The organism is Thiocapsa imhoffii, assembly GCF_016583985.1.
Classification (GTDB): Bacteria; Pseudomonadota; Gammaproteobacteria; order Chromatiales; family Chromatiaceae; genus Thiocapsa; species Thiocapsa imhoffii.
Genome location: NZ_NRSD01000014.1, coordinates 23,487 through 49,265 on the forward strand (window position 1 = coordinate 23,487; position 25,779 = coordinate 49,265).

Sequence of the window (25,779 nt, forward strand, 5' to 3'; positions counted from 1 at the left end):
CCGGCGTGACGTTGGTCCGAGCAGCAGCCCGAAAGCCGCCGCTCGGTCCTGTCGTCCGCCCGCCGCGCTGCGGGGGTTAGTCCTCGGCGCGCTGATAGGCATCCGAGAGCTGCTTTTGGATCGCCCCTGGAACCGTATCGTAGTGGCTGAATTCGATGCTGTAGGTCCCTTCGCCTCCCGTTAGGGCCTTCAGGCGCGCATCATAGCCATTGAGCTCGGCAAGGGGCACCTCACCCTCAATAACAATGCGACCACGGCTTTTGCTATCACTGCCGTTGATTCGTCCACGTCGACTCGAGAGATCACCGGCAAGATCCCCCATTGCCGTGCCTTGCGCTGTGATGCGGATCTTGACGATCGGCTCCAAAATTGCGGGTCGGGCTTTCTCCACGGCATCGATGAATGCCTTGCGTCCAGCCGTCGCAAAGGCAATGTCCTTCGAGTCGACCGGGTGGAACTTCCCATCGTAGACCGTGACTCGAATGTCGTGCATCGGATAGCCGGCGACGGCACCTTCCTCAAGCACTTGACGGACGCCTTTTTCGATCGAGGGGATGAAGTTTCCGGGAATGACGCCGCCGACGACGGCATCGACGAATTCGAAACCCGCGCCGCGTTCAAGGGGTTCAATGCGCAGATAGACCTCGCCAAACTGACCGGCTCCTCCCGTCTGCTTCTTGTGCCGATGATGGCCCTCGGCGTTCGCGGTGATCGTCTCGCGATACGGAATGCTCGGGGGGTGGGTTTCGACCTCGACGTGATACTGCTCGGCTAGGCGACGCAGCAACACCCGGAGGTGCAACTCGCCGAGCCCCCGCATGACCGTCTCATTGGCTGAGGCATTGTGCTCAACGTGGAAACAGGGATCCTCGGCCTCCAGCTTGTGTAAAGCATCCGTGAGTTTTTGCTCGTCACCGCGCTTGGCGGTATGGATGGCCAGTCCAAACAGTGGCACCGGGCACTCGAGACTCGAGAGATGGAAGTGGTCTTCGTCATGGGAGTCGTGCAGGACCGCGTCGAAGTGAATGTCGTCGACGCGCGAGACCGCCAGGATATCGCCAGGTACGCCCGCGGGAACCTCAATCTGTTCGGAGCCATGCAACCGAAATAGATGGTTGACTTTGAATGGTTTGCGGGCATCGCCGATCAAGAGTTGGCTTTGCGGCGTGATCCGTCCTTGATGGACGCGGAAGATGCCGAGCTTGCCACGGAAGGGGTCGTTGATGATCTTGAAGACATGCGCGATGGCATGCAGACCAGGCTCCGGGCTCACGGTCACGGGGGTCATGTCCGCGCCCTCGCCTTTGAGGAAGGGGGGCGGGTTGCCTTCCGCGGGGTTAGGCATGAGCCGGGTGATGATCTCAATGAGTTCGGGGATGCCGGCTCCCGTGGCGGCCGAGACATAACAAATCGGGATCAGATGGGCCTCGCGCAACGCCTCCTCGAAGGGGTCATGCAACTGTTCAGGCTTGAGCTCTTGCCCCTGTTCGAGAAAGACCTCCATCAATTCTTCGTCGACTTCGACCACCTGATCGACGATCTGGCTGTGGGCCTCCGCAACCGAGGAAAAGTCGGTCGCCATGCCGCTGGGCTGGAAGAAGCAGTCCACGACCCGCGTTCCGCCCTCGGCCGGGAGATTGATCGGGAGACATTCCGGTCCGAAGGTCTCGCGGATCTGTTCGGTCAACTGGGCCAGATCGATCTCAGCCGCATCGATTTGGTTGACGATGATCATCCGGCAAAGGTTACGGTTGTCCGCCGCCTTCATCATCCTCAACGTCATGGGCTCAATGCCGGCTTGCGCATTGATGACAATGGCGGCCGTCTCGACAGCGGGCAGCACCGAGATGGAACGTCCGAGAAAGTCCGGGTAGCCAGGGGTGTCGATCAAGTTGACGTGTTTGTCCTGGGCATCGAAGCTGGTGATGGCTGAGTCGAGAGAATGCTGCAATTCCTTTTCCATGGGGTCGAAATCGCAGACGGTGTTTCCCTTCGTCACACTGCCGGGAGTCGGAATTACACCAGTCGCGGCGAGCAGCGCTTCAACCAGCGTGGTCTTACCGCAACCGGCATGACCGACCAGAGCAATATTACGGACATCCTCGGCGTTGTAATCAGACATCGGTGATCCTGTAGTGGCGAATGAATGACACGCGGGTCCTGGCAGGCCCCCGTTCGATCGAATCACGATGGATTATACCGTACCCCGAAGTCACACGTTGACCGCTCTGAATCAACGCCAGGTGCGATCCAGTGGGTTCTTGAGTGCCCCATCGCACCAGCAATTCCCTGCCCCGGGTCTATACTGAGCGCAGTGTGGAGATGCCGATGATGGTGGAGTGCATGCGCGCTTCGCCACCTGATGCAGCGGCCTCGGTGGCTGTTGATGCCTCGATACGCTGCAGGTCTTCGCGGCGGGTTGGAACATCGTGATCAGGGGAGTGATGGTGTAAGGATGGTGACCGCCTGTGACAGCGATCACCATCGTTGAGGACAGGGTGCGCGCGGTTCGCTGATCGGTGTCACGGAGGCCGTCGGCGTGTCCTCGCGGCGGCGTGAAATCACGGCGTAGAGTCGAATTCAGGAGCACGAGAAGATGGCAATGGTGTTGATGTCGCAAGCATTCGTGGACGGCGGAGCGATTCCGACTCGCTATACCTGCGAGGGCGAGGATTGCTCTCCACCACTGTCGTGGGCGGGGCTGCCAGAGGGAACCGCTAGCCTCGTCTTGATCATCGACGACCCCGATGCCCCAGACCCCGCGGCGCCGCGCATGGTGTGGAACCATTGGATCCTCTATAACCTCCCACCGACGGCGGACTTGGTGGCAGGGGCCGCGACGTCCGGACTCCCTCCGGGGGTTGGGGAAGGGATCAACAGTTGGGGCCGTATTGGCTATGGTGGTCCCTGTCCACCGATCGGGTGCCACCGCTACTTCCATTGCCTGTACGCACTCGACGTCATCCTTCCGAGTGAACTCGGTACGCCCACCCGTGACGAACTCCTCATCGCCATGGAAGACCATATCATCGGGCGCACCGAACTCGTCGGGACCTACGAGAAGGCGTCCATCTGAGTTTGGTGCGTGGAGGCCATCGGCAGACAGACGATGGCCACCCTGCCGCGATCAGGCCCCGAGGGATCAGGCCCCTAGGGACGAACGCGATCGATCGTGACCGCAACCTCTGAGCTGGTCATGTGCTCGATCGGCCCCGTCTCACCTTCGAGATCGCCCGGTTGTGGTGTCGCGAGCCCACTTTTGGAGATCCGCGCGCCGACGATCACTTGCGGAAAAGCCGAGAGGCTCATTTCCGGCATCATGGCCATGCTGTCATCGAGTCGGACCTGAATTGGTAGATCCTTCACTTTAACCCGTTGCACGGCGAGTGGCATCGGTGGACCGGACTGCGCCCTCGCAAAGACGAAGACGACGTCCTCTGGCATTACGGACTCGCGCAGCGCATCAGCAAGACGCACATCAGCGGTGATACTGCCCCCATCGCCAGCATCCATGACCGCGGCGCGCGTGTCCTCACGCTCCTCGGTGGTCTGATCGGAGGATGGAGACTCAGGCACGGCTGCCGCGGCGAGTGCCGCTTCCGCCGCGGAGTTGGGATCCGTCAAAGAGGATTGAACGGGTGTCACGTCGCGTGACTCAGGAGCGGGCGTCCCGGCTCGCGCCTGCGCCTCGCGGATCATGTCCTGAATGTCCGATGCCTCATCGGAGGCCGGGTCCATCACGGCAAGGACACGCTGCCAAGCGGTGGCGGCGGCGGTGTACTGACCCCGCTGATAGTACACCATGCCGCTGAGCCAACGAGCACTGATGTTGTCAGGTTCGCTGACGAGAACCTGCTCGATCAACTCAGCCGGTTGTCCTTCCAGGCTGTTGTTGCTGTTCGCGGCGATGGCTTCAGCATAGGCCAGTGCCACGTCGGACCGCTCCGGCGCGAGGGCATAGGCCCTGGCGATCGCATCGCGCGCCTGCTCGGGGCGTTGCATCGTGAAATACGTTCGCCCGATCATCAGCCAACCGTCGACGTTGCTCGGATCCTCGCGCAATCGTTCGGCGAGACGTTCGACCAGCACCTCGAGCGGCGGTAACTCTTGCCCGTCGACGTCGCGGAATACCTGTCTGCCCTGACCCTGGGCCATGTCCTCGACCTGCAGGATCACGTCGTGACGACCGACCTCCATGTAGATCAGCACGGCTGAGCTGGGGACCAGGACCGCCAGGATCAGCGCCATCCAGCGGCCCCCCGTCGTCAGAGGGCCGGTTTTGGCCGGCGCGCCCTCGCCGACGTCACTCAAGAGGTCACGCTCGAGGTCACGCTTGGCCGAGGCGTACTGATCGGGTTCGAGAATGCCGGATGCCAAGTCGGCATCCAACTCCTTCATACGCTGCTTGAAGACCTCGAAATTGAGCTCGTCCTGTTCGATCGAGTCTTCAGAGATCCGCCCCTGAAAAAAGGGCAGGGCAACAAACACCAGCGCCAGGGCGATGAGCCCGGCGCTCAGAATCCAAAAGATGATCATTTGTCTTGATTGTCTGTGGTGCCGCCAGCGGCGAGCAGTCGTTGGAGTCGAGCGCGTTCAGCTTCGGAGAGATCCTCCTCGGGCTGCTCTGTCTTGCGCCCCAGGGTGCGGAAGAGGATGTAACCAGCGAAGCCCAGGAAGATGAAGGGACCGAACCAGAGGATCAGGGTCGAGGCCTTCAATGGGGGCTCGTAAAGTACGAAATCGCCATAGCGATCGACCAGGAAGGTCACGATCTCGCGCTCGCTCATCCCCTCCTGTTTCATCCGATAGACCTCTTCGCGAAGGTCTTGCGCGACACCAGCCTGTGAGCTTGCGAGGGATTCATTTTGGCAGACCAGGCAGCGCAGTTTTTCGATCAGGCCACGGAAGGCGTGGAATTCCGCTTCGGTTTCGAATTGGAACTCCTCGAGTGTGAAGGCCACTGACGGACCAGATCCAATGACGCCGATCACAAGGAACAGGGCCAGGATGAGCGGATGCATGCGTTGCTTCATGATGCCTTCGGGGTATATTTCTCAACGATGGGGCGGATTTTGGTTTCCCAGACCGTCTGGTCGACGGGACCGATGTGTTTGTAGCGAATGATCCCCTCGCCATCGACGATGAAGGTTTCCGGAGCGCCGTAGACCCCCCAGTGTAGTCCGTAGCGATTGTCAGGGTCGTAGGCGCTGACGACATAGGGGTTGCCGTATTGCCGCAGCATCCGCAGCGCCTCGGGCCGGGTGTCCTTCCAGTTGAACCCGATGACCTGCAAGTCCGGGTGATCGCGGGCGATCACCATCAACTCACCATGCTCCTGGCGACAGGATGGGCACCAGGATGCCCAGATGTTCACCAGGGAGACCCGCCCAAACAGCATGTCACTGCTGACCAGGCGCCCGGGTTCCTCCAATGACTCCAACTCGAACATGGGTGCTGGCTTCCCGATGAGTGGCGATGGAACCTTACGCGGGTCCAACTGCAGTCCGTAGAAGAGCAGCGCGGCCATGCCGAGGAAGATGATCAAGGGGATCAACGCCCGCATGGCCGATTTGTTGGTGACCGAAACCGACTGCGTGTTCATGGGCGAGCCACCGCGACCCCCGCGGGCAGTTCAGCCGTGCGCCGGACCGTCCGATAACGGCGATCCGTCATCGCCAGGACGCCCCCAAGGCTCATGAAGATGGCACCCAGCCAGATCCAGCGCACGAAGGGTTTGTAGTAGACCCGTAGCGCCCAGTCTCCGTCGGTGCCGACCGGTTCCCCGAGGGAGACATAGACGTCACGCAGGAATCCGGCATTGATCGCAGCTTGTGTCATCGGCATGCCGCCCGAGTAGTAGGCTCGTTTCTCAGGGTACAACTCGGTGATCTTGCGCTCTCCCTTGTAGACGTGAAATTCTCCCTGTTGCGCAAGGTAATTCGGCCCCTGCACGGGTCTCACCCCATGAAAGTGGAAGTGGTAGCCCGAGTTCTCGTAGACATCACCGGGCGACATGCGCACATCGGTTTCTGAATCATGAATCGAAACCACGGTGACGCCGACCAGAAAGACCGCGGCACCAACGTGTGCGATCCACATCCCGTAATAGCTGCGGCTCTGAATGTTGAAGTCGTTCCCCAATGCACGCCATCCACCCTTGTTTTTCAACCGCTCGGCGAGATTCGTGAGGTGCGTGAAGAGTAACCAGGCACTCAGGGAGAGTCCCAATGCCATGTAGAAGCCGCCAGCGTCGAACATGGGTAGGAGGGTCACCACGAACACTGCGAGACTCAGGGCAAAGGCCACCCAGAGCAGGCGTAATAATCGTGCCGGCTCATCATGCTTCCAGCGCGTCGAGGGTCCGATCCCCATGGCCAACACCAGGAAGGGGGTAATCGCGATGAACATCTTGTTGAACCATGGGAAACCCACCGAAATCTTGCCCCAGCCCGCCGCCTCGTAAATCAAGGGGGCGAGGGTGCCGAACAACACCAGCACCGTCAGGGTGGTGAAGAGCAGATTGTTGATGAGTAAAAAGCTCTCGCGCGAGAGAAAGTCAAAGCGTCCGCCACTCGCGATGGTGGGTGCGCGCCAAGCGTACAGTGCCAGTGAGCCACCGATAGCGATGCAGAGGAAAAACAGGATGAAGGTTCCACGTTCGGGATCGGTCGCGAAGGCGTGGACCGAGGTGAGGACGCCGGAGCGCACCAGGAAGGTTCCGAGTAGCGACAGCGAAAAGGCTGAGATCGCGAGCAGCACGGTCCAGGTCTTGAAGGCGGCGCGTTTCTCGGTCACTGCCAGGGAGTGCATCAGGGCGGTGCCGACCAGCCACGGCATGAAGGATGCATTCTCCACGGGGTCCCAGAACCACCAACCCCCCCAACCCAATTCATAGTAGGCCCACCATGAACCGAGGGCGATGCCGAGGGTGAGGAAGACCCAGGCCGCGGTGGTCCAGGGACGCGACCAACGGGCCCACGCCGCGTCCAGTTTGCCTCCGATCAAGGCCGCGATGGCAAAGGCGAAGGCCACCGAAAAGCCGACATAGCCCATGTAGAGCAAGGGAGGATGCAACGCCAACCCGGGGTCTTGCAGCAAGGGATTGAGATCACGGCCTTCGAGCGGTGCTGGAAAGATGCGATCGAATGGGTTGGAGGTCAGGATCATGAACAGCAAGAAGCCGATTGCGATCATGGCCTGAACGGCGATCACGCGTGCGATCATCTGCGCGGGCAGGTTTTTGCTGAGCGCGGCCACCGCGGCACCCCACCCGGCAAGCATCAGGGCCCACAGCAGCAGTGATCCCTCATGGCCACCCCAAACAGCAGAAATTTTGTAGATCAACGGAAGTAGGGTGTTGGAGTGACCCTCGACATAGCGTACCGAGAAATCGCTGGTCAGAAAGGCGTGTAGCAGGGCAACGAAAGCAATGGCGACGAACGTGAGCTGGCCGTACGCGAGTGGCCTGGCCATGTCCATCCAGTTGCGGTTGCCGACGAAACTACCGACCAATGGAACCGATGCCTGTGCGATTGCGATCGCGAGGGCTAGGATGAGAGCGAAGTGACCGAGCTCTGGGATCATGGGTTCGATGCTCCACCGGTATTCGAGTGGCTCGCGCCCTCCAGGTTCGGTTCCGCTTGCGCCGTGTGCAGCGTACTGGCGACCTCTGGGGGCATGTATTCCTCATCGTGCTTGGCGAGCACCTCTTCGGCGACGAAGAGCCCGTCTGGGTCCAGTCGTCCGCGTGTGACCACCCCCTGCCCCTCGCTGAAGAGGTCGGGCAGGATGCCGGTGTAGGCGACCGTGACGACGCCGAGGTTGTCGGTGACGTCGAAGCGCACCGTCAGGCCGTCGCCGTCGTCGCGATTCACCGTTCCCGGCATCACGATGCCGCCGAGCCGGAACACATGATCCCGCGGGGCCTCGTCGGCGATCACCTGGGAGGGGCTGAAAAAGTAAGAGAGGTTGCTGTTGAGCGCGCTGATCGCCAGTGCCGAGGCGGCCCCGACGCCGGCGATGGCCAAGCCCACGAACACCAAGCGCTGTTGTCTTGCTTTCATTGCTTCACTCCAGAATGGCGCATTCGGATCAATCGACCTATACGAGCCAAAATGGTTCGTCGTTTGTAGCGCAAGAAGAGGATCTCGGCCACCAGCAGGATGAGGGTCATGCCGTAGGCTCCCCAGACGAAAAAGGCGTAGCCACCTTGAGATAGAAACGCGATCATGATGCTCCCTCCTTACCCAGGGTTGTTTCAACCCAGGATGCCCCGGCAGCGCTCTCGCGCTCGAGGATCAGACTGCGCAGGCGCATGAGCGTCGTCGCGAACGAATACATCCAGAACGCGAAGGTGATGGTCAACATCGAGAAGAGGATGTTGCCCTCCATGCGGGTCAGGTCAGAGCGCTGATGCAAGGCCGCGCACTGGTTGGGGTCTGGGCAGTTCACCGACCAGAAGATCACCGGAACCATGACCAAGCCGACGATCGCCAGCAGGGCCGCCGCGCGGTCGGCCCGGCGGGTGTCATCGATTGCTGAGTGCAGGGCGATGTATCCGATATAGAGGAAAAAGAGAATCAGTTCGGCCGTGAGCCGCGGATCCCAGTCCCAGTAGGTTCCCCAGCTCGGGCGCCCCCAGAAGGCGCCGGTCCAGAGCGCGAGAAAGGTGAACACGGCTCCAGTTGGGGCAATCGCATTGGCCATCATGAAGGACAGACGCGTTTTGAAGACCAGGCCGACCGCGGCCCAACCCGCCATGACCACGTACAGCCACATCGACATCCAGGCGGTTGGGACATGGATGAAAATGATGCGGTAGTACTCTTTCTGCGCATTGGTCCCACCGAGTTGATCCGGGGTCATGAAGAAGCCCCAGACGAGGCCGATCACCAGGGGGATGACGGTCAGCCACCAAAAGATCGGGATCGCACGACCAGCGAGCGGGTAAAAAGCCGAGGGTGCGGCAAATCGAAACCAGTTCAAAGCCATTGGTGCAGGATTCTGATTCGGTTTATTCGAGCGAAATCTTCAGTGCCGCCGATGATGCGAGCGGCGCGAAGGTCAGCGCAACGAGAAGGAACGACGCCAATAAGGCGAAGTAAGGCCCCGTTGCTGAAAAATCGATACGGCTGATCTCGACGGCTCCGGAACCATAGACCAGAACCGGGACGTAGAGTGGCAAAATCAGCAGGGATAAGAGGATCCCCCCACCGCGTACGCCCAACGTCAGGGCGGCTCCGATGGCGCCGATCAGACTCAAGACAGGCGTCCCCACGAGCAAGGCGCCCATCATGACGAGAATCGATTCACCCGTGAGATGGTACTGCATGCCGGCCAATGGAGCGATCAGCACCAAGGGGAGCCCGGTCAGCAACCAATGCGCGGTGATCTTCGCCAAGACCACCAGGGAGAGCGGTTGCGCCGCCAACAGCATCTGCTCCAGTGTGCCATCTTCGTAATCCGCCGCGAACAGACGCTCCAGTGCGAGCATCGAGGCCAGCAATGCGGCAACCCAGACAACACCCGGACCCAGCGTCTGCAAGGTCTCTTTCTCGGTACCGACGCCCAGTGGAAACAGGCTCACCACGATGATAAAGAAAAAGAGTGTCGTCAGGACATCGGTTCGGCGTCGCAGGGCGAGTGTGAGATCCCTATGCAGGATGCACCAGAACACGCGAAACATCGGCGATCAACTCCCGAGGTGGAGACTTGCGAGCCCGCCCGCCGTCAGTTCCACCTCTTGATGGGTGGTGAGAACGACGAGTCCATCCGCGGCAACATGTTCCGCGATCAAGGTCTGCAGGAGGTCGACCGCGCCGAGGTCGAGTGCGGTAAAGGGTTCATCCAGGATCCACAGTGGTGCCCGGCTCAACATGAGGCGCGCCAGAGCCACCCGTTTCTTTTGTCCCTGGGACAACATGCGCGTGGGCAGATCCTCGAAACCAGCCAAGCCGATGCGTGCGAGCGCGTCCCAGATCACCCCATCGTCGCCACGGTTGGCATCGAGCGTGGCGGCGATGCGCAGATTTTCGACGCCCGTCAGATCGCCTTTAATGCCATTGTGATGACCGAAATAGAGCAGGTCGCGCCGATACTCCTCGCCGAGTCGTCGGGCCGATTCGCCCTGCCAGCGAATCTCCCCCGAGTCGGGCGTAAACAACCCGCACAGCGAACGCAACAAGGTCGTCTTGCCACTGCCATTGGCGCCGCGAACATGCAATAGGTTTCCCGGGGCGACGGAAAAATCGAGCGCGGAAAAGAGCGTACGATCGCCACGACGACATTCGAGCTGCGACACTTCAAGCATGGATGACGATCGGTTCCTGGTTCTGCGCGAGCGCTGGCCGAGTCGGATCAAGCATTCTAGGATGATTGAGCCCGACGGGTCGCGAACACGACTGGAATGTGGGACGGTCACTCGGCAGGCAACCATAAACGCTGAGTCGCAATTCCACAACCGCCGGGAGTGCGGCGCTGTGCGGACGGGTCCCTCGTGGTGGCGTGACAGCCGGGGTTGATCTGGCGGTGATTCGGCGGCTCAACTTGACCGGATCCCGTGTGCCGCGGGTGCGAGGCGGATGCGCTCGACCAGCCCATGAATGGCGTCTGCCGCGTCTGGACCGGACGCTCGGTAGAGTGCTAGGAACTCCTCGGCAACCTGCATCCAATGCGCCCGTCCGTGCTCGGCGGCGGTGAGGAAGGATGTGGGTTCGCCCGTTGCGCGCCACTCTTCATAGGCGGTTTGCAGGGCGGGAAAGAGATGTTTGCGCATCCCCCCTAGATTCCCGATATAGAGATGCAAGGAGGCCTCGTGTCCTCCCTTAGCGAGCGCGGGTAGAGTGATGAAACAGTCGGCCAGATGATCGCGGACTGCCCGTGCGACGAGTTCGGCTGGGGTGGCAATGCAGGCCATGAGCAGTTCGTTCCACTCTTCCCCGAGACACTGTCCAGCCTCGGCCTCGCCCTGCTCATGCCACAGTAGGGTTGCCATCTCACGCTCGGTCATGGCATCGAGTGCCCGCTCGAGCGAACCATCGAAATCGTCGCATGCGAAGGCGCGGCCCAGCGCATTGTCCGGCCGGTTCCAGCGCCAGGTCTCGAGCTTCTCCCATAGAGTGCGCCGCAGGGACTCACGCCGCACCACGATGGTGTGTCCCCGGGTCATGGCCGCGGGGGCCGTGAGGTCGCGGGCCAATTCGCGCGCCACGACGAGGACGTGATGCGCATCCTGAGTCGTCTCCCGTTCGAGTGTGCCGAGCACGAAGTGCGGTTTGGCGCGGTTTCCAAGTCCGCCACCATAGACGAGGCCGTGGGGTGTGAGACGCCTATTGATGGCGTCGGCGTCAAAGGGGTCGAACCGTTCTCCTCCGATCTCGATGGGGCGCAGGGTCGCCGTCTCGAGCTCCTCCCACAGCTGTTCGCGACTCTGGAGCCATTCACCCACTGCGTCGCGCTCGAGGCAGCTCCCGTAGGGCAAGCCCTTCTCCCAGCGATAGTACTCTCGCATCCGCATCAGATAGACACAGAGCGAATCATCGGCACCATGGCGCGCATCCGAGACGTGACAGTTGAATTGGACCGTCGTCGTGAGTTCACTGACCACAGAGTTCGACATCGCAGCACCCTGTTAATCAAACGATAGAATCCCGAGTCTGGTGGTAGGATATCAGATTTCCAATCAGGCGCAGCCCTCCGGCGACCGGGTGCCGTCTGTTCGATCATGATCCCGGACAGCACCGCTGCGGTCACCTCGGGCTGTGCTGCTGATCCAGCCCCGCCCAGGAGTCGACCCAGGACTCGAATCGAGTCTGTGGTCTGGTTGAAAAGGGCTGTGAGCGGGCGAATCTTTCGTCCAAGGCGCGGTGCTCGGAGCGCCGTTGGGCAAACTCAATCGGTCAGGAGACGTGCGTGGCACTGCGGATTAAGAGTCATTGGTGGAATGACGAGCACGAGCGGTCCCTGCCGGAGATCGCCAGCGCACTCGCCTTCATCGCCTGGCGGATCGCCGTGGACAAAGCCATCAACCTCCACTGTGAACGTTTCGTCTACGATCATGACCGCCAGCGTCTCGATGTGATCGAGGAGTACCTCGTCTTCCTGATCCAGATCGCTGATCGACTGTCGCATGGCCTGTTTGATGATGAGCAGCGTCGCACCCTCATCACCGCGTTTGCCGGCAAGTTGTTCGAGCACGTCCAGGACAACGCGCAGGATCTGCTTGGTCCCGGAAGCTACGGTTCGCTCTTCATCGAACGGCTCAACGCCCGCTCGGGCGACTATTGCGGGTTTCAATTCACCGACGAGGGTCCGAGCTACGCCTTCCTGCGTCATCTCGGATTCGAGATTCAGCGCCTAATGGGAGCGAGCGAGCAGAACCGCTGGGTGATCGATCAGGTTATGGATAAGGACGGGTGGGACGCCTACAAACGGTTTGCCAAGGCCTTTCGCGACCTCTTCGACTGAGACGCTTGGTGGCGGCCTAGGGCGGCCGCGGTGCGACTCCAGGTCCGGGCGCCCTCAAACCGTCCCCCATGGCATCCGCTCCGCAACGTGCGACCACTCAAGAGGTCGTGCGATGTGTTGGACTCTTCAGCAGGGGTTCCGAGAGCCGATACAACCAAGCGAAACCAAGCGGCGGTTGATGGTCTCCGGGTGCTCCCGGCGACGCAGTGGTGGACGTCTGTTCGTGCCAGAGCGCGCGCAAGGACGTGCGCAGCATCCAGCGCGTCAGTCGCAGATTGAGGCGGCAGATCCAGGAGGGCTGATCAGGCGGGTTAATCCTCGGGCGTGGCGCAAGTCGCGCAACCCATGTCGAGAGGGTCTCGCTTACCCTGGCGCGGGGAGCGTGCCGCGAGCCAGGCGCGGGGGTGTGGAGGACGCCCGCGGTCGCTTGAGGCGCGCTGGCCAGATGGAGCGGTGGGACCGCGGCGGCTGCGCCATGCCATGGTCGGTCAGCAAGCAGCTCCCTGAGATGAATGATGATCGCATCAGGATCGGACGCTGCGGAGAACTCGACCACGAGGCTGCCACAAGCCGGATTGATGCGCGCGTGCTCGACCTCCGGGCATGCGCGCAGTGCCTGGAAGATCGCCTGGGAGGCGGTGGCATCGACGCACCGCAAATCGGGAATCATCAGGCGCAAGCGTCCGGGAATACGATGGCGGACCTCCAGCATCGGGCATCATCTCTCAGTCGAGTCTCACGAGATCATTACAATATTGAGATTGATTCTCTTTTGCAAGTCATGCCGAATTGTGTGTTGGCAGGGCCGTGTCTAAGGTGCCAAACACGCCGCGAGTGGCCCTGCGCTCATCTGGCGTCTGGCTCGCGCTGGGTCCGCTGCCGGGGTCCGTGCCGTCGCTCCAATTGCGTGACGAGGATGCCGCAGAGAATCAGACCCAGGGCGTAGAGATGATTGGCTTTAGGCTCCTCGCCGAGGAAGACCATGCCCACTGCGACCGCCCAAAGCGGAATCAGGTAGTTTAACTGCGAGACGAATGCGGGTCCGGCGGATTTCACCAGGTGGAAATACACAATGGTCGCCAGCGCCGTGGCAAAGACGCCGAGCGCCGCGACGGCTACCAGTGGAGCCGTCGCGGGTGGTGTCTCGAGTCGCAGATCACCGCTCCAGGCCAGGACGGGAACCATCATCAGGGAGGCCAGTGAGATGGTGGATGCGGCGCTGAAGAGTGCATCGCTTGCCGGTCGCAGCCGCGCGAGGATCGATGAAATGGCATAACAGATGGCTCCGGCGAGCACCGCCAGCATCGGCAAAAGTTGCCCGTCCTGGGCGGCCCAATCCGTGATCGCATCGGGCCCCATCAGCACCAGGATGCCCAGAAAGCCCAGGATGAAGCCACCGACTCGATACCGGGTGATGTGTTCGTCGGGCACCAGGAAATGCGCGAGTCCCAAGGTCGCCAAGGGCATGATGGCCATGAGGATCCCGGCTAATCCGCTGTCGATGAGGGTTTGTCCCCAAGTGATCAGTGAGAAGGGCAGCACATTGCCGAACACGGCGATCAGCAGGTAAAAGGTCCAGAGCCGCCCGCTCGCCGCCGGGCGCGTCGCGATGAGCCAGGCGGCAGGGATGAGCAGGAGCGCGGCGATCAGCAGTCGTCCAGCGACGACCAGATCGGGCGGGAGTCCGTTGACCGCGATCTTGGTCATCAGAAAGGAAGTACCCCACATGAGGGTGAGGGCAAGCAGCATCACCCAATCGCGCCAGGAATGGCGTTGTGACAGTCTCATCAATGATGTCCCTGATCCTGGTGTCCTGGTGTCGACCACCTAGTCGTGCGTCCTGGACGTGGTCCCGCGCTCGGTCGCATTCAGAGGCCCTGTTGTGGTTGGTCATCGATTGCACCGGAGGCATGCTGTTCTCACGCGGCGCCGGCGCTCTCGCCGCGGGAACCGGCTCGTCGCCTCAGGGCGCTCGGATCGGCTGGTTCTGATGCGGTGAAGCTGGACCGAATCCGCCCCGGGTTTGACCGCGGCCATCTCCGCTCGTGACAATGTTCACATCCCATCCCGCACAGGCCGAGAATCCATGAGCCAGGATGCCGCACGCACACTCCGTCCCTTGTCCACGATCCGCGAGGTGAAGGCCGGGAGCTTCATTTTCGAGCGACCACTGGCGTTGCCACCGGGCTTTTGTGAGGCGGTCATCGAGCGCTTCGAAGCACGGCCTGAGGATCAATACGCCGGTCGCATTGGTCAACTGCGCACCGAGGATCCGGGTGTGAAGCGCACGACCGACTTGGTGGTGAGCAACAAACCGGACTGGGCCGATGTCGATCAGATCTTCTTTGCGTCGCTCGCCGCGGCGATCAAGGAGTTTCGTGCGACCTATCCCTACTTCCAAGGGCCGTTCAAGGACGAAGGCTATCAGGTGCAGCGCTATCGCCCCGGTGAGTACTACCACTGGCACATCGACGGTGGGAGCCATGAACTCAGCCAACGACAGTTGGTCGTGCTCTGGTATCTCAACACGGTCCCTGGTCCCGGTGGGGAGACCGAGTTTCTCCATCAAGGGGTCTCTGTGCGACCCGAACAAGGAAAGCTGGTGCTCTTTCCGCCGTTTTGGACCCATGAACACCGGGCGGTGACGCTGCGTGCCGGGGTCAAGTACATCGCGACCACCTGGGTGGTCTTTGCCTGATGACCGAACCCGCGCCCACCCTCCTCGCGATCATCGAACTCGGCGGCTACCCGAACCTCACGGCGCTCTATCGCCGCCTCGGATTCGAGGTCACGGTCGTTGCCTCGCAGCGCAAGGCGCTGGCCGCGCTCAAGCGCCAGTTGCCGGACGTGATCGTCGCCGAATTCAATTTTCAGTCCGATTTTCGTGATCGCACCAGCAATCTCGAGACCTTGATGGCACGCTTGCAGCGCCATCCCGAGGTGAAGGTCATTTGCTTCTATCAGAGCGAATATCAGCACAAGTTCCAGGCGCTCACCGAGCGTTTCCCCGTCTTCGCGGCCATCCCCTTTCCGATTGATCCGGAACGGGTCGAGGCGGCACTGCGACGCGCTATCGCCTGAGCACGTTTCCTGTCAGCCCTCGCGCAGGAGTTCGGTACAGGCCGCGGGCATGGATGGTTGGGGGCGTGGTGCCGCGCCACCGCGTTTCGATGGGTTCAAGGCCTCCTCGCTGAACCACCAAGCGAGTTCCGCGCCGCATCCGGAGCCAGCCGGCAGCGGCTCCTGGGCGACGCAGTCCGGGCTGTCGGTCGGGCAATGCAAGCGGACATGGAAGTGGGCATCGTGTCCCCACCAGGGGCGGATTTTGCGCAGCCACGCGGCATCGTCAGCACCCTTGGTCTGACATAGAGCCTGCTTGATGGCCGCGTGCACAAAGATTCGATCGACATCCGGATGACGTGCCGCGCTCTCGATCAGCTCTCGCTGAGCAGGCCCCCATGCGGTGTTGACGGCTCGCCCGCCCGGTTGAACCATGCTGGGCGGGTCGGTGCGGTGATCCATGAGGCGGCGTGCCTCCTCTGGTGAGTCGACCAGGGTGAACCAGATGTCGACGTCCAGACCGTTTTGATGACTGCGATGCGACGAGGACATGAGTCCCCCGCGTGGTTGGGCCAGGTCACCAATCATGATCAGACGTTCGCCCTGCAGGCGCTGGATGCGTCCGAGTGCCGCGACGAACTCGATCAGGTCGGGGTGGCCATAATAGCGGTTGCGATAGCGGCGGATGCTGACATAGCCGGGTCCGGTTTCGGGGAGTTCCGCGGCACCACCGAGACAGCCGTTGGAGACGCCGCCGATCACCCGCGGGGCGCCCGAACTCGGCGTGGCGATGTTCCCCCAGGGGGTCGCCAGAACCGTTCCAGTCGGGATCAGGAGTGCGATCACGGCGAACAAGAGGCTGCGGTGGCGACTGCGGCAGTGGGATGGACTCATTTTTGGCATCGGGTTCCAACTCCTGACAGGCAAAACGGGAGACGCCCTCGGTACGCAACGCAACGGCCGCGCCCGACTCCCGCTATTCTCGCGATTCAGTGAGCCACCCTGCAAATCGATTGGCCGAAACAACCCGCGCTGCGCTCATGGGCGTGCCCTCTCGCGCAGGCGCCGCCGGGGACCTGGTTGGCGGACAGGCGAGAGGCCAGGATGTGCTCGTCAGGACTCGCCCATCTCCTGCAGGAGACGGCGTTTGACATCGCCGGGCGAGCCGGTGCGGCGCGCGAGGAGGTCGTAGGCTACCGGAACGACGAAGAGGGTGAAGAGGGTCGCGGCCAGTACCCCGGCGAGGATGACCGTGCCGATCACCACCCGGGTCTCGGCTCCGGCGCCGCTGGAGAGGATCAGCGGGAGTGATCCCGCGGCGGTCGTGATGCCGGTCATGACGATGGGGCGCAACCGCACGTCCGCCGCCTCGAGCAGGGCGTCGCGGAAGGCTTTGCCCTGATCACGGAGCTGATTGGCGAATTCGACGATCAGGATTCCGTTCTTCGCCGCAAGTCCGACCAGCATGATGAGGCCGATCTGGCTGTAGATGTTCAGTGTCTGTCCAGTGAGCCAAAGAGCCAGCAACGCGCCGGCCATGGCCAGCGGAACCGTGAGCATGATGACGAGGGGGTGCACCCAGCTTTCGAACTGGGCGGCGAGGACCAGAAAGACAACGACGAGCCCGAGCACGAAGACGAACAGGATGTCCTGACTGCTCGAACGGAAATCACGACTCTGTCCCTTATAATCGATTTGGGCCTGCTCCGGGAGATGCTCGGCGACCTTGGCCTCGAGGTAGCGCAATGCGTCACCGAGCGCGAGACCAGAGGCGAGGTTGGCCTCGATGGTGATGGCGCGCAAGCGGTTAAATCGATTAAGACTCTGTGAGTCGGCGGATTCCGTGACCGTCACCAGGTTGGAGAGTGGGATGAGCTGCCCACTGCGCTCGGAGCGAACATAGATATTCTCGAGACTGCCGGGTGTGCGTTGTTCGCTGCGCTCGCCCTCGAGGATGACGTCGTATTCCTCACCCATATCGAGATAGGTGGTGACCTTGCGCGAGCCGAGCATGGTTTCGAGCGTGCGCCCGATCTGGCCGACCGTGATGCCGAGGTCAGCCGCGCGGTCATAATCGATGTCGATCTTCAATTGCGGCTTGGTTTCCTTGTAGTCCCAGTCGATGCCGATGAGGCCGGGGTTGTCCTCTTCGATGGCGGCGAGCAGGGTGTCGCGCCATTGCGCGAGTTCCTCGTAGGTGCCACCGCCGATGACGAACTGGACGGGCTTTTGAATGCGCGCGCCAAACCCTTGGCGCATAACGGGGAAGGCGGTGACACCAGGCAGATCGGCGAGCTTGGCACGCACCTCGTCCATGATGACCCAGCCCGAGCGGCGCTGATCGAAGTCGTTGAGGACCATGACCACGATGCCGGTATTGAACAGTGCGGTGGTGGTGAAGGTCCGTGGCGCGCGCACTAGGAGGCGAATCGCCTCGCCGGACTCCGTGTAGGGCATGAGACGTTCTTCGATCTCGTCCATGTACTCGGTCATGTATTGATAAGACGCCCCCTCGGGGCCGTTCACGATGACGAAAAAGGCCCCCCGGTCCTCCTTCGGTGCGTATTCCTGAGGGATTTGCTGGAATAGCCAGAGTGCGGTTCCGAGGGTCGCGACGAAGGCCAGGATGACGATCCAGGGCTGGCGTAACAGCAGCCGCAGGAGCGTGCCATAGCCGCGCCGAATCCATTGAAAGGTCCAGTCGACGCCGTGGGTCAGCGAGGCACGGCGATGCGCCTGCGGGAGGATCTGTGACGCCAGCATCGGGGAGAGCGACAGGGCAACGAAGGAAGAAAAGGCCACCGCGGCAGCCATGGTCAGGGCGAACTCGGAGAAGAGTCGCCCGACGTCACCTTGCAGGAAGGCAATGGGGACGAACACGGAGATCAGCACAACGGTGGTGGCGACCACGGCGAAGCCGACCTGCCGGGTGCCGCGATAGGCCGCGACGAGACGCGATTCGCCGTACTCTTCCATGCGCCGATGGATGTTCTCAAGAACCACGATAGCGTCATCGACGACCAATCCAATGGCCAGGACGAGCGCCAGCAAGGTCAGGATATTAATGGAGAATCCCAGTGCCAGCAGCACCGAGAAGGTCGCAACCAGTGAGACCGGGACCGTAACCGCGGGCACCAGCATGGCGCGCACACTGCCGAGGAAGAGAAAAATGACGAGGATGACGAGGCTGATGGCGATGAACAGCGTCTTGTAGACTTCCTTGACCGCGTCCTTGATGAAGACCGACGAATCAAAGCTCTGCTTAATCTCCATGCCTTCGGGCAGCGTGGCGTTGATGCGTTCCGCCTCGGCCTTGGCGGCCTCGGCGACCGCGACGGTATTCGCGGTCGACTGCTTGACGACCCCGATGCCGACCATGGGTACGCCATTGCCACGGAAGAAGGTGCGGTTTTCCTCGGTGCCACGCTCGACCCGCGCGACATCGCCGAGGCGGACCAGATGACCGTCGCTGCCGCGCGCGAGCACCAGTCGCGCAAAGTCGTCGGCGTCGTTGAAGGTGCGATTGGTGCGCACGCTGAACTGCCGGTCGATCGACTCGATACTCCCAGCGGGTAATTCGAGATTTTCGGCTCGCAGGGCGGCCTCGACATCGGCAACGGTCAAGCCTCGGGCCGCCAATTCAGTGCGGTCGAGCCAGACCCGCATGGCATAGACCTGACTGCCGCCGACACGGATGCGCGCGACACCGTCGAGGACTGAGAAGCGATCGACGAGATAGCGGCGCGCGTAGTCGGTCAGCTCCGGGACGCTCATGGTGTCACTGACCAGATTCAACCACATGATGACGTCTTCGTTGCTGTCGACCTTCTGGATGTTGGGCGGATCGGTCTCCGGCGGGAGCTGATCGAGCACGGCGGACACTCGGTCACGGATGTCATTGGCCGCCCCATCAATGTCGCGATCGATGTTGAACTCGATGGTGATGGCGGAACGGCCGTCCTCGCTGATCGACTCGATGGTGCGAATGCCTTCGACGCCAGCGATCCGATCCTCGATGACCTGGGTGATACGGGTCTCCACGACATTGGCCGCCGCACCCGGGTAGACGGTCTCGATGGAGACCACGGGCGGGTCGATGTCCGGATATTCGCGCAGAGGCAACCGGTCGAAGGACACCAGTCCGAAGGCGACGAGCAGGAGCGAGAGGACGGCGGCGAGAATGGGGCGCGTGACGGAGACGTCAGAGAGGATCATTGCGCACGTCCCGAAGCGTCCGGGGCGGCTTCCGTGTGGGTGGCGATGCGCGGGTGATCGTGAACGGAGAGGATCTCGAGCGGCTGGCCGGATCGCACCTTGGTATTGCCGTGCACGACGACGCGATCACCTGCCGCCAATCCTTCCCGAACCTCAACGTAACCGGGTACGCGCGTGCCGATTTGGATCTGTCGGCGCTCGCTCGTGAGACCGTCCTCCTGCTCAACCACCAACTCCACGAAGTGTTGTTGGCCCTGGTGTAAGACGGAGGCCTCTGGGATCACCAGTCCATCGCGCGGATCGACGAGCAGTTCAACACGCATGAGTAGGCCCGGTTTGAGTAGGCGCTCTGGATTGGGAATCACGGCCCGGACCTGAATCGACCGCGTCACTGGGTCCACTCGACTGTCGATGCCGCGTACCACCCCGTCGAAGATCTGATCGCCATGGGCGCGGGAACGGCCCTCGATGCGCAGCCCTGGTGAGAGTTGACTCATAAAGACGCTTGGCACTGTGAAGTCGAGCTTCATGAAGCGGTCGTCGTCCAGTGTCGTGATGGTGTCTCCCGGTTCCACGAGTGCCCCTCGACTGACGTTGCGCAGACCCACGACACCATCGAAGGGGGCCCGGATGAGGCGGTCGGAGAGCCGCGACTCAATGGCCACGAGCACCGCGCGTGCCGTGTCCAGATCACGTCGACGTTCGTCGAGGAGCGACTCGGACGCCGCGCCCTGTCCGACGAGGGCCTTGACGCGTTGGTACTGACGTTCCGCCTCGTTGACCCGGACCTGTGCCTCATCGAGCTGTGCATGCTGCTCGACACTGGTCAGCTCCACCAGAATGTCGCCTTCACTCACGCGTTGTCCATCGTCGAAATGGATGACCGAGATGGTTTCGGTCACGTTCGATGTCACATTGACCGATTCATTGGCATTGAGCGTGCCGAGTGCCTCCACGCGCTCCGCTAGGGGTAGCGAGACGGCCTCGGCAACCGTGACGGCGACGGCGAACGCGGTGTTCGATACAAGGGAGAACGCGATGCACAGGATCGCGATCGTCAGTGGCAGCAAGGCGGTCGCGCGCGGGCAGGCCAATTGGGTCATACGCAGTCTCACGGAAAATGGCGGGAGCGAAGTCGACTGAATGCCGTATCAGGAATCTGAAAAGGGTCAGTTCTGGCAATTCGCGGGACCTAAAGTTCCTTCAGTGGCCCTTTCGGTCAAGGGTGGCGTTCGGATCACTGGGAATCACTTGGATGGGTGGGGTCATCAAGTGACGTCACCCGCTGCAGCGGGTCACATCGCCATCTCTGGCGGTGATGATTGAGGACGTCAACAGCGCCGTGTCGCTATAAGGGGCTTCAAGTTCCGAACCCGCTTCACAGTCAAGGAATCGGCTGGAGGCTTGATGGGTGACGCTGGGCGCGGGGGGCGGCACACCGACGGATTCAGTTGGATTCGATCCAGTCGGCTGCCGCTTGCATGGTTGTGGTCAGAGTCCGGTTTGCGCTTGCGATTTCATTTTGTTCACGATCGCATAGACGCCGACATGCCGATTTGGACTGAGATGTTCCTCGAGTCGCAATTCCTGAAAGAGACCCTCGACATCGAGCGCAGCGATCTCGGCAGGTGTCTTGTGACTGAACAATCCGACTAGCAGGGCAACCACGCCTTTGATGATGGCGGTGTCACAATCTCCGCTGAAGGTGACATGACCGGATCGTTCGGAGTCGGGATGAACCGCGGTATGGACGAGGCTCATACACTCGATCACGCGATTGGCGTCGGTCTTGTCGACCGCGGCCATCGGTGCGAGGTGCTCTCCGATCTCGACTAGGTATTGATAGCGCTGATCCCAATCGCCAAGCAATTCGAAGTTATCGAGAATTTCGGTCATTTCCGCCGTCAACATGGTGTCAGTGCGCCCCGCTAGACCTGAAAGGATTCCCCACAACCACAGGTGTCCTTGACCTTGGGGTTACGAAACTCAAAACCCTGATTCAAGAGACTCGTTCGAACGAAATCGATCTCCATTCCGTCGACCCGCTCGAGACTGGCCTCGTCAACCACGACCTTCACGCCGTGGCTTTCGAAGACTTGGTCGCTCGGTCCCAGTTGATCGGCATAATCGACATCGTAGGCGTAGCCGGTACAGCCGCTTTTACGTGTGCCGATCCGCAGGCCCAGCCCACTGCCTCGTTTCGCGAGCATCCCGGAAACATGTTGTGCCGCCGCTTCGGTCAATGTTACTGCCATGGGGTCTGTTACCTCGTCACGATCATCGATGCGGCCATGATCTCATGTCCGCGGGAAAGGGGCATCGTTCAGGTGGCGAATGAACGCAGTCGAGTCTGCCATCGGCTCCGTGCCGTGGCGACCTCCCCGCATCGGGGGTGGCCGCTCCGCTCGTTTGCGCAACCCAACAACTGGCCTCATTCTGATGGAACAATTAAGTATACGACCGCGTTTTTCAAGCAGACCGACGAACCCAACCGCCATGCGGCGGGTTAGTGACGATGCTCAGCGATATCCATGCTCGCCACCGCGGCCATCCCGAGCAACCCTTGCATCAAGGCAGCGCGGTCGCTCGTAGAGAGGGTCTCGATGAGCGCCTGCTTATCTTCGGGACTCAGGGGCAGATGAGCACAGAGGAGGTTGGTCAGATCCCGATCAGGCATCTGTTCCACGTCATTCCAAGGAACCTCAACGCCACGCAGGGTGCAGTAACCCTTGAGGGAACTCAAGAAGCCCTTGCGATCTTGGATCACGGAGTCCTGATCCTGATAATCGATCGCGAACCGCTCCCAGTCCGCGCGCACCCGCCGGTAGCCATTCTTTTCAGCGACTTCGCGACTGACCTGGAAGCGGCACACTCCAGTCAAGACCAAGACCACACGGCCATCAGTGGTTTCGCTGTAGGAGGTGATGCGACCAGCGCAGCCGATACGGTGCAGCTCCGGCGTGTCGTCCTCCATGGTCTCGCTCGTGGGCTGGATCATCCCGATCAGGTGATCAGCGGCCAAGGCGTCGAAAATCATGTTCAAGTAGCGGGGCTCGAAGATATTCAAGGGCAACTGCACGCCGGGCATGACCACGGCCCCGGCGAGCGGGAAAATCGGGATCTCCGTGGGCAGATCGGAGAATTTCGGAAAGAAGGGATTTCGGGTCATGGGTGGCTCCAGCGTCCGAACGTTGGCGCGTTCGTTCGAGCGATGTGGTTAATTGGTGTCCGTCATCACGGATGATTCGATAGTTGGGGTGTTTGCCGCGCTTCCCTAGAGTGTTTCCGTTAGCGCATTTCTGTTGCAGCATCCTGAACGGGCGTGCTGATTTTTTCGCGCGAAGCTGGAAATTCGTGGCGTGGGACGCACTATTGCCGGCGAGTCACCTGTTCGTGACGTGTCCTCGGCATCTGCTGGTCCCGCCGCAGCGTCGGCACGTCCATCGTGGTCGATGCGATTCCGGCGGTGTGAGATTGGTTCGGTAGCCCGGCCTCGCCGTCACGGTTGCACCCAATCCATGGAACGCGATTTGTCAACAACCGAGAGCGAGATGCAGATGTCAGGATCATCGGTGAATGCACCACAAGATCACGTTTCGCGCGCTGACTTGCTGGGAGAGTTTCGTCGTGTACGAGCACTCACGGAGCAATTGTGCGCGCCACTGGCGATCGAGGACTATGTGCTCCAGACGCGGGTCGAGACCAGTCCTCCGCGTTGGCATCTTGCGCATGTCACCTGGTTCTTCGAGACCTTCCTCTTGCAGCCGTTCGTCGCCGGATACCAGGTGTTCCACCCGCGCTATGCGTATCTTTTCAATAGCTACTACGAGCAAACGGGTAGCGGATTTTGGCCGCGCCATGAGCGTGGTTTACTGTCACGCCCAACGGTTGACGAGATCCGCGACTATCGTCGCCATGTCGACGAGGCCATGGCGAAATTGATCATGGCGTCACGCACCGCGGACTGGCCGGAGGTCTTCCACCGGTTACGGGTGGGGCTCAATCATGAGCAGCAGCATCAAGAACTACTCATCACCGATATCAAACGCAATTTCGCGCATAATCCACTCCGCCCAGCCTATCGCGAGGACTTAGCGACGCCAGCACTGGCGGAGCCGCCACCCATGCGCTGGGTCGAGTTCGCGGGCGGTTTGGTCGAGATTGGCGCGGGTCCGGACGGCTTCAGCTATGACAATGAGGGACCACGGCATCGGACTTTCCTCGCCCCCTACGCCCTGGCGGATCGCCCCGTCACCAATCAGGATTACCTGCAGTTCGTGGCGGATGGCGGGTATCGCGACCCGGCATTGTGGTTGGCAGACGGTTGGGCGCAGATCCAGGCCGAAGGCTGGCGGGCCCCACTCTACTGGGAAGAGATCGATGGTGCCTGGCAGGTCATGACGTTGGGTGGCATGCGTCCGCTCAATCCCGCCGAGCCCGTCTGTCATGTGAGTTACTACGAGGCCGATGCCTTCGCGACTTGGTCAGGGCGGCGCTTACCGAGCGAAGCAGAATGGGAGCATGCGGCGGCGGGGTATCTTGTCGAGGGCAACTTTGTCGAGGACCAATTGCTCCATCCCCGCCCCGTGCCGATGCAGGCCTCCGCGGAGGCCACGAGCCTGATGCAGGTCTTCGGCGATGTCTGGGAATGGACGGCATCAGCCTATCTGCCCTACCCAGGCTATCGCCCGGTCGCCGGCGCGCTCGGTGAGTACAATGGGAAATTCATGTGTAATCAAATGGTTTTAAGAGGCGGCTCCTGCGCCAGTTCAGCCAATCATGTGCGGGCAACATACCGAAACTTTTTCTATCCCCAGGAGCGCTGGCAGTTCAAGGGATTTCGACTTGCGGAGACACGTTCATGATGTCACTTAGCGCACGACGGCAGGCGGTCGCGGAGCGGGATACGTCCCGCTCGGAAATGCACGGGGAGCGACGGCAGGCGCGACCGTCGCGCGGGTCGGTGCGGTTCTTCGACTATCGCCCCACGCCAGCGGATGTTCGCGCGGAGGTGCTCAATGGCTTGGCGCTGGTGCAAAAGCGCCTGTCTCCAAAGCTCTTCTACGACCAGCGCGGCTCACAACTCTTCGATGCCATCACGGAGCTGCCCGAGTATTACCCCACGCGCACCGAGATCGAGATCCTGCGCGTCCACGGATCGGAGATGGCTGATCGACTCGGCCGGGACAACATCCTGATCGAACTCGGCAGCGGCAGCAGTTTGAAGATTCAAACCCTCCTCGCGGCACTCCAGCCACGCGTCTATTTGCCGGTGGACATCTCCAGGGAGCATCTATTGGAGTCGGCTCACGCCTTGGCGGCGCGTTTTCCCGATTTGACCATTCACGCGGCCTGCGCTGACTACTCGGCTCCGTTTCAATTGCCCCTGGACCCGGAATGGACGGATCTCGCTGCCTTCTTCCCAGGGTCCAGTATCGGGAATTTCGACCCCGCCGACGCCCACCAGTTGCTCAACCGCATCGCGCAAGTGCTGGGGTCCGGGGGGCGTCTGCTGATCGGTGTGGATCTGCCCAAGTCACCCGCGATCCTGAATGCGGCATACGATGACGCACAGGGTGTTACCGCCGCCTTCAATCTGAATCTATTGGTTCGGATTAACCGCGAGCTCGAGGGTGACTTCGATCTCGATCACTTCTCCCACCGTGCGTTCTTCAACACGCGGGAGAGTCGAGTCGAAATGCATCTTGTCAGCCGGATCGATCAACGGGTGCGGGTTGCCGGCCAGCTGTTCCACTTCCAGAAGGGCGAGACGATTCACACCGAGAGTTCCTATAAATACCCTCTGGAGGTCTTTCACCGCATCGCCGCGGAGGCGGGCCTCCAGGCCGAGCAGGTGTGGACGGATGATCAAGACCTCTTTAGCGTCCATTGCCTGCGTGTGGCGTGAGGCTGAACTAGCACCGCAACGAGGGGTGATCTGATCCCGTGTTGACCCTACCGTGGCGGTAATCCCGTGGAATGCAGGCGTCGTTGATTGTTGGATGACTCCATGTCATCAGTCAACGCTTCGCAACGACA

General features: G+C 61.3%; 25 protein-coding genes. 6 read left to right on the plus strand and 19 right to left on the minus strand.

The window, feature by feature from the left end:
• Positions 1 to 76 precede the first annotated feature (76 nt).
• On the minus strand, positions 77 to 2,122 hold the full coding sequence (fusA, locus tag CKO25_RS13310) for an elongation factor G (protein ID WP_200388431.1): 2,046 nt from the start codon (positions 2,120 to 2,122) through the stop codon (positions 77 to 79).
• A 474-nt stretch (positions 2,123 to 2,596) separates the two neighbouring features.
• On the opposite strand from fusA, the gene CKO25_RS13315 reads away from it, so the two are divergent.
• Positions 2,597 to 3,076: a YbhB/YbcL family Raf kinase inhibitor-like protein gene (locus tag CKO25_RS13315; RefSeq protein WP_200388432.1), complete on the plus strand. Its 480-nt coding sequence runs from the start codon at positions 2,597 to 2,599 to the stop codon at positions 3,074 to 3,076.
• 74 nt (positions 3,077 to 3,150) lie between these two features.
• Here CKO25_RS13315 and ccmI read toward each other — a convergent pair whose 3' ends face one another.
• From ccmI to CKO25_RS13365, 10 genes are all read right to left on the minus strand, one after another.
• Complete coding sequence (ccmI, locus tag CKO25_RS13320) at positions 3,151 to 4,536, minus strand: c-type cytochrome biogenesis protein CcmI (RefSeq protein ID WP_200388433.1); 1,386 nt, start codon at positions 4,534 to 4,536, stop codon at positions 3,151 to 3,153.
• Positions 4,533 to 5,033 (minus strand): cytochrome c-type biogenesis protein, encoded by a 501-nt coding sequence (locus tag CKO25_RS13325; protein ID WP_200388434.1) that lies wholly within the window; start codon positions 5,031 to 5,033, stop codon positions 4,533 to 4,535. Before CKO25_RS13325 ends, ccmI begins: the two co-directional genes overlap by 4 nt.
• Positions 5,030 to 5,602: a DsbE family thiol:disulfide interchange protein gene (locus tag CKO25_RS13330; protein WP_200388435.1), complete on the minus strand. Its 573-nt coding sequence runs from the start codon at positions 5,600 to 5,602 to the stop codon at positions 5,030 to 5,032. The genes CKO25_RS13325 and CKO25_RS13330 overlap by 4 nt, the downstream gene beginning before the upstream one ends.
• The gene (locus CKO25_RS13335; protein WP_200388436.1) at positions 5,599 to 7,584 is read right to left on the minus strand and encodes a heme lyase CcmF/NrfE family subunit; all 1,986 of its coding nucleotides are present in this window, start codon (positions 7,582 to 7,584) and stop codon (positions 5,599 to 5,601) included. The genes CKO25_RS13330 and CKO25_RS13335 overlap by 4 nt, the downstream gene beginning before the upstream one ends.
• Positions 7,581 to 8,063 carry a cytochrome c maturation protein CcmE gene (gene ccmE, locus CKO25_RS13340; protein WP_200388437.1) on the minus strand — a complete coding sequence of 161 codons (483 nt, stop codon included), beginning with the start codon at positions 8,061 to 8,063 and terminating at the stop codon, positions 7,581 to 7,583. The genes CKO25_RS13335 and ccmE overlap by 4 nt, the downstream gene beginning before the upstream one ends.
• On the minus strand, positions 8,060 to 8,230 hold the full coding sequence (gene ccmD / locus CKO25_RS13345) for a heme exporter protein CcmD (protein ID WP_200388438.1): 171 nt from the start codon (positions 8,228 to 8,230) through the stop codon (positions 8,060 to 8,062). Before ccmD ends, ccmE begins: the two co-directional genes overlap by 4 nt.
• Positions 8,227 to 8,991 (minus strand): cytochrome c biogenesis protein CcsA, encoded by a 765-nt coding sequence (gene ccsA, locus CKO25_RS13350; RefSeq protein WP_200388439.1) that lies wholly within the window; start codon positions 8,989 to 8,991, stop codon positions 8,227 to 8,229. The genes ccmD and ccsA overlap by 4 nt, the downstream gene beginning before the upstream one ends.
• A gap of 22 nt (positions 8,992 to 9,013) precedes the next feature.
• Complete coding sequence (gene ccmB / locus CKO25_RS13355; RefSeq protein WP_200388440.1) at positions 9,014 to 9,685, minus strand: heme exporter protein CcmB; 672 nt, start codon at positions 9,683 to 9,685, stop codon at positions 9,014 to 9,016.
• Positions 9,686 to 9,691: 6 nt separating this feature from the next.
• Entirely contained in the window at positions 9,692 to 10,309 is a 618-nt protein-coding gene (gene ccmA / locus CKO25_RS13360) for a cytochrome c biogenesis heme-transporting ATPase CcmA (protein WP_200388441.1), read from the minus strand.
• A 231-nt stretch (positions 10,310 to 10,540) separates the two neighbouring features.
• Positions 10,541 to 11,617 (minus strand): Sfum_1244 family protein, encoded by a 1,077-nt coding sequence (locus tag CKO25_RS13365; protein WP_200388442.1) that lies wholly within the window; start codon positions 11,615 to 11,617, stop codon positions 10,541 to 10,543.
• 293 nt (positions 11,618 to 11,910) lie between these two features.
• Here CKO25_RS13365 and CKO25_RS13370 point away from each other — a divergent pair, with 293 nt between their 5' ends.
• Positions 11,911 to 12,465, plus strand: coding sequence for a hypothetical protein (locus CKO25_RS13370; protein WP_200388443.1), 555 nt, complete (start codon positions 11,911 to 11,913; stop codon positions 12,463 to 12,465).
• Between the two features lie 97 nt (positions 12,466 to 12,562).
• On the opposite strand, the gene CKO25_RS13375 is transcribed toward CKO25_RS13370, so the two are convergent.
• Positions 12,563 to 13,177 carry an HMA2 domain-containing protein gene (locus tag CKO25_RS13375; protein ID WP_200388444.1) on the minus strand — a complete coding sequence of 205 codons (615 nt, stop codon included), beginning with the start codon at positions 13,175 to 13,177 and terminating at the stop codon, positions 12,563 to 12,565.
• A gap of 134 nt (positions 13,178 to 13,311) precedes the next feature.
• Positions 13,312 to 14,253, minus strand: coding sequence for a DMT family transporter (locus tag CKO25_RS13380; protein ID WP_200388445.1), 942 nt, complete (start codon positions 14,251 to 14,253; stop codon positions 13,312 to 13,314).
• Between the two features lie 298 nt (positions 14,254 to 14,551).
• Between CKO25_RS13380 and CKO25_RS13385 the strand changes: the two genes are divergently transcribed.
• Together CKO25_RS13385 and CKO25_RS13390 are read left to right on the plus strand one after the other, a co-directional pair.
• On the plus strand, positions 14,552 to 15,163 hold the full coding sequence (locus CKO25_RS13385; RefSeq protein WP_200388446.1) for a 2OG-Fe(II) oxygenase family protein: 612 nt from the start codon (positions 14,552 to 14,554) through the stop codon (positions 15,161 to 15,163).
• Positions 15,163 to 15,546, plus strand: a complete 384-nt coding sequence (locus tag CKO25_RS13390) for a DNA-binding transcriptional response regulator (RefSeq protein ID WP_200388447.1) — start codon at positions 15,163 to 15,165, stop codon at positions 15,544 to 15,546. The genes CKO25_RS13385 and CKO25_RS13390 overlap by 1 nt, the downstream gene beginning before the upstream one ends.
• Positions 15,547 to 15,558: 12 nt before the next feature.
• Here CKO25_RS13390 and mepA read toward each other — a convergent pair whose 3' ends face one another.
• From mepA to CKO25_RS13420, 6 genes are all read right to left on the minus strand, one after another.
• The gene (mepA, locus tag CKO25_RS13395; protein WP_200388448.1) at positions 15,559 to 16,428 is read right to left on the minus strand and encodes a penicillin-insensitive murein endopeptidase; all 870 of its coding nucleotides are present in this window, start codon (positions 16,426 to 16,428) and stop codon (positions 15,559 to 15,561) included.
• A 210-nt stretch (positions 16,429 to 16,638) separates the two neighbouring features.
• Positions 16,639 to 19,740, minus strand: a complete 3,102-nt coding sequence (locus tag CKO25_RS13400; RefSeq protein WP_200388449.1) for an efflux RND transporter permease subunit — start codon at positions 19,738 to 19,740, stop codon at positions 16,639 to 16,641.
• On the minus strand, positions 19,737 to 20,843 hold the full coding sequence (locus CKO25_RS13405) for an efflux RND transporter periplasmic adaptor subunit (protein ID WP_200388450.1): 1,107 nt from the start codon (positions 20,841 to 20,843) through the stop codon (positions 19,737 to 19,739). Before CKO25_RS13405 ends, CKO25_RS13400 begins: the two co-directional genes overlap by 4 nt.
• Before the next feature lie 388 nt (positions 20,844 to 21,231).
• Positions 21,232 to 21,636: a SufE family protein gene (locus CKO25_RS13410; protein ID WP_371829714.1), complete on the minus strand. Its 405-nt coding sequence runs from the start codon at positions 21,634 to 21,636 to the stop codon at positions 21,232 to 21,234.
• Between the two features lie 32 nt (positions 21,637 to 21,668).
• Complete coding sequence (locus tag CKO25_RS13415) at positions 21,669 to 21,995, minus strand: HesB/IscA family protein (RefSeq protein WP_200388452.1); 327 nt, start codon at positions 21,993 to 21,995, stop codon at positions 21,669 to 21,671.
• Positions 21,996 to 22,246: 251 nt separating this feature from the next.
• Positions 22,247 to 22,909, minus strand: a complete 663-nt coding sequence (locus CKO25_RS13420) for an LON peptidase substrate-binding domain-containing protein (RefSeq protein WP_200388453.1) — start codon at positions 22,907 to 22,909, stop codon at positions 22,247 to 22,249.
• Positions 22,910 to 23,297: 388 nt separating this feature from the next.
• Between CKO25_RS13420 and egtB the strand changes: the two genes are divergently transcribed.
• Together egtB and egtD are read left to right on the plus strand one after the other, a co-directional pair.
• Positions 23,298 to 24,605, plus strand: coding sequence for an ergothioneine biosynthesis protein EgtB (gene egtB, locus CKO25_RS13425; protein WP_200388454.1), 1,308 nt, complete (start codon positions 23,298 to 23,300; stop codon positions 24,603 to 24,605).
• 56 nt (positions 24,606 to 24,661) lie between these two features.
• On the plus strand, positions 24,662 to 25,648 hold the full coding sequence (gene egtD, locus CKO25_RS13430) for an L-histidine N(alpha)-methyltransferase (protein ID WP_200388509.1): 987 nt from the start codon (positions 24,662 to 24,664) through the stop codon (positions 25,646 to 25,648).
• The last annotated feature ends 131 nt before the right edge of the window (positions 25,649 to 25,779 follow it).